We start from the raw sequence: 12,101 nt of genomic DNA on the forward strand, positions 1-12,101 counted from the left end.
GCACGATGAGTTCCGGCCAGGATGTCGGTCATGTCTCTCGACGACCTCGAGGAGAGCGCATGACTCAGCACGCGGATGGCGGACCAGCAGCCGGCACGAGCTACGACGGGATCTGGCGGGTGCCGGACGCGCAGGTGGCGTCCGGCCGGATCCCCGGTTACGTGGGCGCGGTCCGCGTCCGTGGCCGGGTGGAGGTCCGGGCAGGCGGCACGATGGCCGTCGGCCCGCAGAGCGCGGCGATGGATGAGCACACCCTGTTCCGCATCGCGTCGGTCACCAAGCCGATGGGGGGTGCTCTCGCGCTCGCCCTGGTGGAGGAGGGCTTACTCGCCCTCGACGACCCGATCGCGCGCTGGCTGCCGGAGGCGGCGAACCCACGCGTACTCGTCGCGCCCCACGCGCAGCTTCACCGCACCACGGAGGCACAGCGGCCGATCACCGTGCGGCACCTGCTGACGATGACGTCCGGCTGGGGCGCTGTGTTCGAGGAGACCCCGCTGCAGGCGGCCATGATGGAACGGGGCGTCTACCCCGGCCCGCTGCCGCCTCCCATGACCGGCGACGAGTTCGTGGCGCGAGTCGCCGACCTGCCGCTCGCGTTCCAACCGGGGGAGGGCTGGCTCTACGACACCGGCACCGATCTCCTCGGTGTCCTGCTGGCCCGGGCCGCCGGCAAGCCGCTCTCCGACCTGCTCGCCGAGCGCATCACCGGACCGCTGGGCATGACGTCCACGAGCTTCTGGACGCCGGATGTCCATCGGCTCGCCACGGCCTATCGGCCGGAGGCCGACGGACTGGAGGTGTTCGACCCACCGAGCGGCGCCTTCGCCTCGCCGCCCGGGTTCGAGAAGCTGAGCGGAGGCCTGCTGTCCACGGCGTCCGACGTCCTGCGCTTCTACTGCGCGATGGCCGACGGCGGCGCACCGGTGCTGTCGTCTGCCTCGGTCGCCCTCATGACGTCCGACGCGCTCACCGGCGCGCAGCGCAGCCAGGCTCTTCCCGTGCTCGGCCCCGGCGTGTCCTGGGGCATGGCCACGAGCGTGGACATCGAGGCCGTGGAGCCGTGGATGGCGCCGGGCCGGTGGGGCTGGGACGGCGGCACGGGCACGACCGCGCGTGTCGACCCGAGCCGCGACACGGTCGGGGTTCTCCTGACCCAGCGGTTGATGACCGGACCGCTGGACGGCTTCGACGACTTCTGGGCGGCGGTGGCCGCCGTCTGATCCGGCGGTTCGCGCCGCGCGTCAGGCCGGCTTGCGAGTGCGCTTGCGGGGCGCCGGAGCCTCGTCCTCCGCGGCCTTCTTCTTGGCGGGGGGCTTGCGGGCCGGAGCCTTCTTCTTGGTGGCGGAGTCGTCCGACGTGGTGCTCGACGATGCCGCCGCACCGGATCCGGCCCGAGCGGCCTCGACGCTGGCCTGCAGGGCGCTCAGCAGGTCGGTCATGCTGTCCGGGCCCTCGTCGCGCTTCGCGGCGACGGGCGCCGGACGGGTGTCGCCGGTGGTGCGCTTGCGCTCGATGAGCTCCACCACGGCGTCGCGGTACTCGTCGTGGAACTGCTCGGGGTCGAAGTCGGAGCCGAGGCTCTCCACCAGCGACGCCGCCATCGTCAGCTCCTGGGGCCGCAGCTCGACGTCGGCGTCCAGGATGTCGAACTCGGGTTCGCGCACCTCGTCGGGCCACAGCATCGTCTGCAGGACGATCGCCTTGTCCCGCACGCGCAGCAGCGCCATGCTCTCCCGCTGGCGCAACGCGACCTTGACGACCGCCATCCGATCGGTCTGCACCAGCGCCTCGCGCAGCAGCGCGTAGGGCTTGGCCGCCTTGGCGTCGGGCTCGAGGTAGTAGCTCTTCTCGAACAGGAGTGGGTCGATCTGGTCGGCCGGGACGAACTCGATGACGTCGATCTCGTGCCCGGTGGCGGTGGGCAGCGAGTCGAGGTCCTCCTCGGTCAGGGTGATCAGCTCGCCGTCGTCGGTCTCGTAGCCCTTCACGATGTCGGCGTACTCGACCTCCTCGCCGTCGACCGAACAGGTGCGCTTGTACTTGATCCGTCCACCGTCGGCGCCATGCACCTGGTGGAACCGGATGTCGTGGTTGGTCGTGGCCGAGTACGCCTTGACCGGCACACTGACCAGACCGAACGACACTGCGCCGCTCCACATCGCGCGCATGCAGGCCCCTGTTCCCTCGTGGGCTATCCCGCCAGCAATATGTGTGAATCTCTCTCTGATGCCAGCATGACGGCGTGCAGCCCATGCTCGCCACCCCTGGAGCCCTTCCGAATGGTCCGGAATGGGTGTTCGAGGTGAAGTGGGACGGCATGCGGCTGCTCGCCGACGTTGCCGACGACCGGGTGCGGCTCACCAGCCGCAGCGAGCGTGACGTCACGCCGAACTTCCCCGAGCTCGCCGAACTCACCCGGCTCGCGCCCGACGTCCTGCTCGACGGCGAGGTCGTGCTGCTCGAAGGCGGCGTACCGAGCTTCACTGCTCTGCTCGAACGGATCCACGCTCCCGTCCTGCCGCGCACGGTGCAGGAGCGGCCGGTGACGTACATGGTGTTCGACGTGCTGCGCCTCTACGGCGTCTCGCTGCTGGAGCGCCCCTTCGAGGAACGCCGAGCCACCCTCGAGCGTCTCGATCTCGCCGCGATACCGGTGCTGTCGCTCTCACCCGCCTACACCGACGGCCTCGCGCTGCTGGAGGCCACGCGGCAACGGGGCATGGAGGGGGTGGTCGCGAAGCGGCGCGACGGCGTCTACCGGCCGGGCCGCCGGGGTCCGGGATGGACGAAGGTCACCCATCGGCAGACGCAGGCGTGCGTCGTCGGGGGGTGGCGGCCGGAACGCGGCAGCGCGAGCCGGATCGGCGCGCTCCTGCTCGGGGTCCCCGACGGATCCGGGCTGCGGTTCGCGGGCCGGGTCGGTTCCGGACTCGCCGGCGACACCGCCCAACGCGTCTTGCGGGACCGGCTCGTCGAGGCTCCGGGGTCGCCGTTCGTCGAGCGCCTGCCCCGACCGGATTCCGCCGACGCGCACTGGTGCGAGCCGGAGATCGTGGTCGAGGTCGCCCACACCGGCTGGACCGAGGCCGGCCGCCTGCGACAACCGGTTTTCCGGGGAGTCCGTGACGACCTTGACCCCGAACAGGTGCGTGCCGAAAAGTGATCCTCACCCGACTGGCCGATCCGTCCCGTGGCGGGCAGGATGTGGCCCGTCACACGCTCGAGAAGGGGGCGGCCAACTGGTGCATGCGCCTGCGCATATGTCACCCACCACTCCGGTGAGGTGCTGAGTGTCACCCTCGGTGATCCGACTCCGCCCTCGTCTACGGTGGTGGCGATGACGACGATGCTCACCTGGCAGGCCGACGGAGGCCATGGGCTCGAAGGTGCGCGCCTGCTGCTCCAACCCCACGGCTATCGCGCCCTGGGCCGGATGGTCAAGGCAGAGCCCGAAGGCGACTTCACCGCCTCCTACCGGCTGATCGTCGGTGAGGGCGGCGAGCTGGTGCGGCTCTCGGTCACCGCGGCCACCGCGGAGCGCGAACGTCACCTGACGATCAACCGCACCGACGACGGCGTCTGGCTTCTCGACACCGGCGCGGGCGGCGGCACCACCCGCGCCGACTTCGCCGGCATCGTGGACGTCGATCTCGAGTACAGCGCGATGTTCAACACCTTGCCGATCCGCCGTCTCAACCTGCACCGGCAGCCCGGTGAGCACCTGATCCGGATGGTGTTCGTCTCGTTACCCGGCCTCGACGTCGAGGTGGTCGAGCAGATCTACCGCACCGTGTCCGTGCTGGACGAGCACACGGGCGAGGCGGTGGTGGAGTTCCGCACCGGCGATTTCGTGGCGGAGCTGGTGGTCGACTCCGACGGCGTGGTTCTCAGCTACCCGGGTATCGCCACGAGGCTCCTGCAAGGGTCCACGCCCGCGGCCGGCTGACCCGGCGCCGGGGCAGGAGCTCAGTCCTTCCAGCCGACCACGGCGTCACCGCGGCGGCCGATGTCCCGCAGCGCCGACAGCGACGAACGACGCTTCACCTGCACCCCCTGTGGGTCGCGGGCGGCCGCCCACCGTTGCCGTCCGGCGTGCCCGGCGCGCACCGTGGCTGCCAGGCCTCCCGTCGAGGCCAGCGCCCCGCGCATCGCGCCGAGCCGGCCCAGTGCGTCGTCCACCGCCCCGAGCAGCGCGTCGCGGTTGCCCTCGCACATCGCGAGCACCAGTTCCGGGCGGGTGCCCGCCACACGGGTGCCGTCGGCGAACGAGGACGCGGCGAGTGCCAGCGGCAGGTCGTCGTCGCCCGCCGCGCCCACGGCGGCGAGCACGGCCGCCAGCAGGTGCGGTAGGTGCGACACCCGGGCCACGGCGATGTCGTGCTCGTCGGTGGCCGCGGGCACCACGCGCGCCCCGCACGCCCATGCCAGTTCGGCGACGTCGGCCCATACGTCGAGGTCGAGACCGTCGTCGGAGGCCACCACCCACGCCGCGCCTGCGAAGAGGTCCGCCTTGCCCGCCGCCCAGCCGGACTCCGCCGTGCCGGCCATCGGGTGGCCACCCACGAAACGGGCCCGCGGGGCGTACCGCTCGACGGTATCGGCCACGGCGACCTTGACGCTCACCGTGTCGGTGAGGCGGCAGGCCGGCGCCACCGCGTCGACACGGCGCAGCACGTCGGGCAGCGCCGGGAGCGGCACGGCCAGGACGACGAGCGCGTCGGTCTCGGCGGCCCGGCGCAGCGCCGCGTCGGTGTCGGTGGTGACGTCGAACCCGTCGGCGTGCGCGTCCGCCGCGTCCGCCGCGGTGCTCGCGCCCCACACCGTCCGGCCGGCCTGCTCCGCGGCCCGCAGGAGCGAGCCCCCGATCAGCCCGGCGCCGATCACGCACACCGCACGTTGCGTCACCCCACGAGAGTATTCGCTGCGCAACCCCGGTCAGTCCCGGGCCAGGGCCGCCGCGACGCGCAGCACCCCACGCTCCTCCAGCTTGACGCCGACGATCTGCACCCCGGCCGGCAGGCCGCCATCGGGAACGTCACCGGGCACCGACACGGCGGGCCACCTCGTGAGGTTGAAGGGCAGCGTGAGAGCGAGCAACTGTGCCCGGACGAGCACGCTGCGGCCGTCGACGTCGACATCGGCCACTCCTAGCGGGGTGGCGCGCAGCCGTGTGGTGGGCAGGACGAGGACGTCGACGTCTCCGACGGCCTCCCGCATCGCGGCCGCGAGCCTGCGCCTGGTCCGCAGCGCGTCGACGTACTCGCGGGCCGGCTGCTCGGCATAGGGCAGTAGCCGTTCCCTGGTGACGTCCTGGTAGCCCTCCGGGCGCTCGGCGAGCCACGCCGCGTGGGTGGCGTAGGCCTCGGCGCCGACGATCACCGGGTAGGTGGCGGCGAGCTCGTCGATCATGGGCGTGCTCACCTCGACCACGGACGCGCCGCGGGCCCGCAGCGTCTCGACCGCGGCGTCGACCGCCGACGGGAGCGCCGGGTCGAAGGCCCGCCAGTAGTCGTCGACGAGCACGCCGACGCGGACACCGGTGACGCCGGGTGCCTGGATCCCCCCGCCGGTGCCGTCCGGCCTGCTCAGCACGTCCCAGGCCACTCCGGCGGCGTGCACGTCCGCGGCGAGCACGCCGACGTGGTCGCAGGTCTCGGAGAGCGGGAACACGCCGTCGGTGGAGAGCGTGCCGAAGGCCGGCTTCAACCCGACGACGCCACACAGCGCCGCCGGCGTGCGGACGCTCGCACCGGTGTCGGTGCCGAGCGCGAGGGTCAGATGGCCGGCGGCGATCGCGGCCGCGGAACCCGAGGACGACCCACCGGTGATCCGGGTGCGGTCGTGCGGGTTGAGTGCCGGACCGGTGGCCGCGGCGTCCCCCGTGGGGCCGTAGGCGAACTCGTGGGTGTGCAGCTTCGCCACCACCACCGCACCAGCGGCGCGCAGCCGCGCGACGACCGGGGCGTCGGCGGTAGCCGGTGCTGCGTCGGCCAGCACGTTCGAGCCCGCCCGTGTCGGCAACCCGGCCACGTCGAACAGGTCCTTGACCCCTACCGCCACGCCGTGCAGCGGCCCGCGCCACTCGCCGCGAGCCAACTCCTCGGAGAGCTCCTTGGCCTGCGTGATCGCTCGCTCGGCGTCGAGCGTGATCACGGCGTTGTGCTGGTCGGCGGCGAGGCGGTCGAGAGTCTCGGTGACGTGCTCGACGGGAGAGAGCGCTCCCGAACGGAGTGCCATCCCGAGCTCGCGAAGTGAGGCGATCACGGGTTCATCCTCACCCAAGACCCCAGCAACCGTACGTCGAGCACGATCGCGACCTACTTCGCGAGGGCGTCCAATGCCAGCCCGGCGTAGACGGCCACTCCGGACGCCATCGCGTCCTCGTCGAACACCACGCGATTCGAGTGGTTGGGCGGAGCGGTTCCCGGATGGACGTTCGGCGGGCAGCCTCCGAGGAACGCCAGAGCACCGGGCACCTCGGCCAGCACGTAGGAGAAGTCCTCGGCCCCCATGATCGGGGTGTCCATCGTGACGACCCGATCGCGCCCGAGCACCGTGTAAGCGAGCTTGCCGACCCGGTCGGCGGCGTCGGCGTCGTTCACGGTGACCGGGTAGCCCGGCTCGATGTGCACCTCCGCGGTGCAGCCATGAGCCATCGCGATGTATCGGCAGACGCGCTCGATCTCGTCGTGCACGGTGGCGCGAGCGGTCTCCGAGAGGGTGCGCACCGTGCCTTCCATGAAGGCCGTCTCCGGAATGATGTTGTTCGTCGTACCTGCGACGATCCGCGCGATCGTCAGCACCACGGGGTGGTGCGCGCTGACCCGCCGCGTCACCGCCGTCTGGAGCGCCCCCACCATCGCCGCGGCAGCGGGCAGGGGGTCGAGTGCGTCGTGCGGGGCGGAGGCATGGCCGCCCCGGCCACGGACCGTCACCGTGACCGCGTCGGCCGCCGCCATCAACGGCCCCGGACGGACGTGCACCTCGCCCGACGGGAGTGTGGCGCTGATGTGCAGCGCGTAGGCGGCGTCGGGGCGCCCGGCGGGCCCGGTGCGGTCCAGCAGGCCCTCGTCGATCATGTACCGGGCGCCGTGGAAGCCTTCCTCGCCGGGCTGGAACATGAAGAGCACCCGTCCGGCGAAGTCGTTCCGCCGCGCGGCCAGCACCCGGGCCGCCGAGGCGAGCATCGCCACGTGCGTGTCGTGACCGCAGGCGTGCATGGCGCCGTCGGTCTCGGAGGCGAACGAGAGCCCCGTGTCCTCGGCCAGCGGGAGCGCATCCATGTCGCCGCGCAGGAGCACCGTCGGCCCGGGGCGGGCACCCTCCAGCACGGCCACCACCGAGCTGACGGAACGACCCAGATGGACCTGTAGCGGGAGGTCTGCGAGAGCGGCGACGACCGCATCTCGGGTGTGGGGAAGGTCGAGTCCGAGCTCGGGACGGCGATGGAGGGCGCGGCGCAGCGCCACCGTCCGTGGCTGGACGCCGCGAGCCTGGGAACGGAGGGTGGTGAGCAATGCGACATCCGGTGGCATGAGGGCGATCTTGGCAGCTCTGGCAGGTGACGAGCAGGTTCACTTCTAGTTGTGGTTTGGACCACAGTCGGTCGGAGGCTTACCGTAGTGGCATGGCGGTGCAGAGCATCGAGTCGCGCGCAGAGGTGCGTGAACAGGCCCTGCCCGGATATGCCGTAGCGGCTATCCGGGAGGACGGGCAGTGGCGTTGCTCGCGGATGTCGGCCGAGGCGCTCGTCGACCTGGACACGGCGATCACCGAGCTGAGGGAGCTTCGCTCCACCGGAGCGGTGCTGGGTCTGCTCGATGTCGACGACGAGTTCTTCGTCCTGTTACGGCCCACCCCGGGCGGCATCTCGCTGATGGTGTCCGACGCCGTCGCGGCGCTGGACTACGACGTGGCGGCCGATGTCCTCGACCTCCTGCGGCTGGAGCTGCCGCCGGAGGACGAAGCCCTCGACGCCCCGCCGTGGCCGGAGGGCGACCTCGCGATCCTCGCCGATCTCGGGCTTCCCGCCGACGAGCTGGAGGTGCTCGCGGGCGAGGTCGAGCTCTACCCCGACGAGCAGCTGGCCGCGATCGGGCGCCGTTGCGGGTTCGCCGATGCCCTCGCCGAGGTCGTCGACGCGCGGTGACCCCAGCGTGGGGCGCCGGCTCGGCGTCCACCGGTCCGCTCTCCGCCGCAGCGGACGAGGCGCTGATACGGCGCGCCATCGAGGTCGCAGGGGCCGCGCCCCGCACCGGTGACGTGCCGATCGGGGCCGTGGTCGTCGACTCCGAAGGCCGTGAGCTGGCCGTGGCGTGCAACGCCCGGGAGGCCTTGGGTGACCCCACGGCACACGCCGAGATGCTGGCGCTGCGGGCGGCTGCCGCTGTGCGAGGGGAGTGGCGCCTCGAGGGCTGCACCCTCGCCGTGACGGTCGAGCCCTGCACGATGTGTGCGGGAGCGATCGGGCTCGCCCGGGTGGCGCGCGTGGTGTTCGGGGCGTGGGAACCGAAGACGGGTGCGGCCGGCTCACTGTGGGACGTTCTTCGCGACCGGAGACAAAATCACCGGCCCGAGGTGGTCGGCGGGGTACTGGAGCGGGATTGTGCGGCCCTGCTGGAGTCATTCTTCGCGGGCTTTCGCTGAGCACGCGCTAGCCTGCGCCAGTGGAGCAGGTGGTGGTGCAACAGACCCGCGTCGGGGCGTACGTCGTCTGTGTGCGTGATGGTTCGCTGCTGCTCGTCCGGTTCCGCCGCAGCGATCGCTGGACGTTGCCCGGTGGCGGGCTCGACCACGGTGAGCGGCCCGAGGACGGCGCCGTGCGTGAGGTCGAGGAGGAGACCGGCCTACAGATCGCGCTCGGTTCGGTGATCGGGGTCGACTCGACGCGCTGGGACCGGTCGAGCGACGGCAACCCGATCGACATGCACGCTCTGCGGATCCTCTACACCGCCGAGGTGATCGGCGGCTCGCTGCGCGACGAGATCGACGGCAGCACGGACCGCGCCGAGTGGGTGCCGCTCGCGGAACTGGCCGACCGGCCTCACATCGGGCTGGTCGACATCGGGCTCGCCGCCGCGGGCCACGCCTGACCGCTACACCGCTAGCGTCCGCAGGCCCACGGCCTCCGCTGCCGCGATCTGCCGACGGTCGTAGGACAGCATGACCCCTGCGTCCAGCCGGAGGGCTGCGGCGACGTGCAGGGCGTCGAGGCGCCTCGGGCAGTGCGGCGCGCGAGCAGCTTCGCGGCAGCGGACGACTCCACGTCGACGGTCAACGGTCCCCGCGGAGGTCGTCGAGGTCGTCCTTCAGCGGATGGTCCAGCTGTACACGCGGGAGGTCGGCGAAACCTCCCTTGACCGCCGCTCGCTGGATCGGGAGCACAGCTCCGGGCCGGAGCGGCGGCGGGACCAGCACGGCGACGACCTCGCCGTTGTTCGTCACCGCGATCGTCTCGCCTGCCTGCACATCGTGCAGCATCGCGCTGCTGTTGTTGCGCAGTTCGTGGTCCGAAATCGTCCTGCCCATGAGCTCACCCCCGTAGCAATCACACCAGGCGGCCCGCTGCGATCACCCGGGCGAGGAACTGCCGGGTGCGCTCGTGGACCGGATCGCCGAGTACCTGACCCGGTGGTCCCGACTCGAGCACGCGGCCACCGTCGAGGAAGCACACCCGGTCGGACACCTGCCGGGCGAACCCCATCTCGTGCGTGGCCATGAGGATCGTGATGCCCGTCTCGGCCAGCTCCCGGACGATCGTGAGCACCTCGCCGACCAGCTCGGGATCCAGGGCCGAGGTGATCTCGTCGAGCAGCAGCAGCCGCGGCCGCACCGCGAGGGCGCGAGCGATCGCCACCCGCTGCTGCTGGCCACCCGAGAGCCGGTCCGGATAGGCGTCGGCGAACGCGCCGAGCCCGACCCGGCGGAGCAGCTCGTGGGCCCGCCCGTCCGCCTCGGCTGCCGGCACGCGGTGCACCACCCGCGGCGCCAGCGCCACATTCTCGACGGCGGTCATGTGCGGGAACAGGTTGAACGCCTGGAACACGATCGCCATGCGCCGCTGGGCAGCGGCGACGTCGGCGCGCGGGTCGGAGACGTCCACGCCGTCGAGGAGGACCAGCCCGTCGTCGATCTCCTCCAGCAGGTCCACGCAGCGCAGCAGGGTGGACTTCCCCGAGCCCGACGTACCGATCAGCGTGACCACCTGATGCTCGTCGACGCTGAGGTCGACGCCGTCGAGCACGGTGGCCGAGCCATAGCGTTTGACCACTCCGCGTACCTCGAGCACGGGGGTCATGACCATCCCTGCCTGCGGGCGGCCCGCGCGGCCACGGCGTCGGCGACCCGGCCGGTCGGGATCGCGAGCAGCACGAACAGCAGCGCCGCCACCACGTACGGCGTGAAGTTGAACGTGCGGGCCGACTCGATCTGCGCCGCGCGGATCGCGTCCACGGCGCCGAGCACGGAGATCAGCCCGACGTCCTTCTGCAGCGCGACGAAGTCGTTGAGCAGCGGTGGCAGCACCCGGCGCACCGCCTGCGGCAGCACCACCAGCCGCATCGACTGGCGGTGGTTGAGCCCCAGCGAGCGCGCAGCCGCCCGTTGCGAAGGATGGATCGACTCGATGCCGGCGCGGAACACCTCCGCCACGTACGCCGAGTACACGAGGATCAGCGTGACCGTCCCGAGCACCGCGGTGTCGGTCGGCACGCCCGTCAGCCGCAGCGCCGGCAGCCCGAACCCGATCAGGTACAGCGCGATGAGCAGCGGCAGCCCACGGAACAGGTCGACGTAGCCGGTGGCCAGCGCCCGCACCGGGAGGAACACAGGTCCGCGCAGCGTGCGCAGCACCGCGATCACCAGCCCGAGCACCAGGATCCCGATCTCGGCCACCACGAGCACGCGGATGTTGAGCCAGAGGCCGTCGAGCACGGCGGGCAGCGACGCCCAGGCCGCGTGCGGGTCGAAGAACGTCTCGCGCACCCGCGGCCAGCCGGGCGAGCTCGCGATCCCGACGCCGACCACCACGGCGAACACGAGCGTGGACGTGAACGCGACGAGGGTGGAGCGCCGGGCGCGCGAGCGCCGGTAGGCGAGCCGCTCCCGCGCGAGGGGGCTCAGCTCCGTCGCGCCCGGCGCCGCACTCACCGCAGTTCCGGCGCCGACCCCGCCGAGGCGAGCCACTGCTGCTCGAGCTGGTCGAGGGTGCCGGCTGCCCGTAGCCGGTCGACGGCGTCGGAGACGCACTTGGTGAGCGGGCTGCCCTTGTCCAGGATGGCGCCGAACTGCTCGGGCGTGCCCGGGGCAGCCGGGAGCTGCCCGACGATCTTGCCGTCGGTCAGCTCGGCCGAGGTCATGTAGAACGCCGTGGGCAGGTCCACGACGATCGCGTCGACCTGGCCGTTCGTGAGCGCCAGCTTGGCGTCGTCGTTGGTGTTGAACACCGCAGGCTGGGTTGCGGGTGCGATCTGGGAGACGATCGCCTCGTAGCTGGTGCTGCCCACCTGAGCACCCAGCCGGGCGGTCTTCAGCCCGTCGATCGAGGTCGCGCCGGCGAACCGGCTGGACGCCACGGTGACCACGGCCTGTTTGACGTCGTAGTAGGGGGCCGAGAAGTCGACGGCCTGCCGCCGCTCGTCGGTGATCGAGAACTCGGTGAGGTTGAGGTCGAAGGTCTTGGGCCCGGGCTGGACGGCGGCGTTGAACGGCACCCGGGTCCAGGTCACCTTGTCGCGGGGATACCCGAGTTGGTCGGCGATCGCGTAGGCGACGGCGCTCTCGAAACCACGGCCCGACGTCGGGTCGTCGTCGATGTACCACGGCGGGTAGACGGGCTCGTCCGTTCCCACGGTCAGGGTGCCGGCGGTGCGGGTCGGTAGCGCCCCCGGTGCGCACGAGGCGCCCGCGGCCGGTGCGGTGTCGTTGGTGTCGGCCGGGGCGCAGCCCGCGGCGAGGACGAGCGCGACCGCCACGAGCAGACGCCGGGCGGGGAGTGGAGAGGGCACGGGGCGATTCTCGCCCGTGGGAGCAAGCGACGTCGATGATCGCCGCCACGCGGCGGTGCCCGGGCCAGGGCACGCACCTGCCACGCACCCTGG

Annotated in this window: 14 protein-coding genes; 6 read left to right on the plus strand and 8 right to left on the minus strand. The window is 72.0% G+C overall.

Going from position 1 to position 12,101, the window contains the following annotated elements:
* Nucleotides 1-59 precede the first annotated feature (59 nt).
* Complete coding sequence (locus MMF94_RS28920) at nucleotides 60-1,223, plus strand: serine hydrolase domain-containing protein (protein WP_241040385.1); 1,164 nt, start codon at nucleotides 60-62, stop codon at nucleotides 1,221-1,223.
* Between the two features lie 21 nt (nucleotides 1,224-1,244).
* Here the strand turns inward: MMF94_RS28920 and ku are convergent, their stop codons facing one another.
* Entirely contained in the window at nucleotides 1,245-2,171 is a 927-nt protein-coding gene (gene ku / locus MMF94_RS28925; RefSeq protein ID WP_241040386.1) for a non-homologous end joining protein Ku, read from the minus strand.
* 83 nt (nucleotides 2,172-2,254) lie between these two features.
* Between ku and ligD the strand changes: the two genes are divergently transcribed.
* Together ligD and MMF94_RS28935 are read left to right on the plus strand one after the other, a co-directional pair.
* Entirely contained in the window at nucleotides 2,255-3,166 is a 912-nt protein-coding gene (gene ligD, locus MMF94_RS28930) for a non-homologous end-joining DNA ligase (protein WP_241040548.1), read from the plus strand.
* Nucleotides 3,167-3,340: 174 nt separating this feature from the next.
* Nucleotides 3,341-3,949: a putative glycolipid-binding domain-containing protein gene (locus MMF94_RS28935; protein ID WP_241040387.1), complete on the plus strand. Its 609-nt coding sequence runs from the start codon at nucleotides 3,341-3,343 to the stop codon at nucleotides 3,947-3,949.
* 20 nt (nucleotides 3,950-3,969) lie between these two features.
* Here the strand turns inward: MMF94_RS28935 and MMF94_RS28940 are convergent, their stop codons facing one another.
* The 3 genes from MMF94_RS28940 to MMF94_RS28950 are packed head-to-tail and all read right to left on the minus strand — an operon-like array spanning nucleotide 3,970 to nucleotide 7,538.
* A complete protein-coding gene (locus MMF94_RS28940; RefSeq protein WP_241040388.1) occupies nucleotides 3,970-4,908 on the minus strand; it encodes a prephenate dehydrogenase in 939 nt (312 codons plus the stop codon).
* A 30-nt stretch (nucleotides 4,909-4,938) separates the two neighbouring features.
* Nucleotides 4,939-6,267: an amidase gene (locus tag MMF94_RS28945; protein ID WP_241040389.1), complete on the minus strand. Its 1,329-nt coding sequence runs from the start codon at nucleotides 6,265-6,267 to the stop codon at nucleotides 4,939-4,941.
* A 53-nt stretch (nucleotides 6,268-6,320) separates the two neighbouring features.
* On the minus strand, nucleotides 6,321-7,538 hold the full coding sequence (locus MMF94_RS28950; RefSeq protein ID WP_241040390.1) for a M20 metallopeptidase family protein: 1,218 nt from the start codon (nucleotides 7,536-7,538) through the stop codon (nucleotides 6,321-6,323).
* A gap of 92 nt (nucleotides 7,539-7,630) precedes the next feature.
* On the opposite strand from MMF94_RS28950, the gene MMF94_RS28955 reads away from it, so the two are divergent.
* From MMF94_RS28955 to MMF94_RS28965, 3 genes are all read left to right on the plus strand, one after another.
* On the plus strand, nucleotides 7,631-8,152 hold the full coding sequence (locus MMF94_RS28955) for a tRNA adenosine deaminase-associated protein (RefSeq protein WP_241040391.1): 522 nt from the start codon (nucleotides 7,631-7,633) through the stop codon (nucleotides 8,150-8,152).
* Between the two features lie 62 nt (nucleotides 8,153-8,214).
* Nucleotides 8,215-8,649, plus strand: a complete 435-nt coding sequence (locus MMF94_RS28960; protein ID WP_241040549.1) for a nucleoside deaminase — start codon at nucleotides 8,215-8,217, stop codon at nucleotides 8,647-8,649.
* A gap of 20 nt (nucleotides 8,650-8,669) precedes the next feature.
* Nucleotides 8,670-9,095 (plus strand): NUDIX hydrolase, encoded by a 426-nt coding sequence (locus tag MMF94_RS28965; protein ID WP_241040392.1) that lies wholly within the window; start codon nucleotides 8,670-8,672, stop codon nucleotides 9,093-9,095.
* A gap of 181 nt (nucleotides 9,096-9,276) precedes the next feature.
* Here the strand turns inward: MMF94_RS28965 and MMF94_RS28970 are convergent, their stop codons facing one another.
* The 4 genes from MMF94_RS28970 to MMF94_RS28985 are packed head-to-tail and all read right to left on the minus strand — an operon-like array spanning nucleotide 9,277 to nucleotide 12,008.
* Entirely contained in the window at nucleotides 9,277-9,531 is a 255-nt protein-coding gene (locus MMF94_RS28970) for a type II toxin-antitoxin system Phd/YefM family antitoxin (protein WP_241040393.1), read from the minus strand.
* A gap of 19 nt (nucleotides 9,532-9,550) precedes the next feature.
* Nucleotides 9,551-10,300, minus strand: coding sequence for an amino acid ABC transporter ATP-binding protein (locus tag MMF94_RS28975; protein WP_241040394.1), 750 nt, complete (start codon nucleotides 10,298-10,300; stop codon nucleotides 9,551-9,553).
* Nucleotides 10,297-11,151, minus strand: a complete 855-nt coding sequence (locus MMF94_RS28980) for an amino acid ABC transporter permease (protein WP_241040395.1) — start codon at nucleotides 11,149-11,151, stop codon at nucleotides 10,297-10,299. Before MMF94_RS28980 ends, MMF94_RS28975 begins: the two co-directional genes overlap by 4 nt.
* Nucleotides 11,148-12,008, minus strand: coding sequence for an ABC transporter substrate-binding protein (locus MMF94_RS28985; RefSeq protein ID WP_241040396.1), 861 nt, complete (start codon nucleotides 12,006-12,008; stop codon nucleotides 11,148-11,150). The genes MMF94_RS28980 and MMF94_RS28985 overlap by 4 nt, the downstream gene beginning before the upstream one ends.
* Between the last annotated feature and the right edge of the window lie 93 nt (nucleotides 12,009-12,101).

The sequence above is a fragment of the Pseudonocardia alaniniphila genome (genome assembly GCF_022524485.1).
Lineage (GTDB): Bacteria > Actinomycetota > Actinomycetes > Mycobacteriales > Pseudonocardiaceae > Pseudonocardia > Pseudonocardia alaniniphila.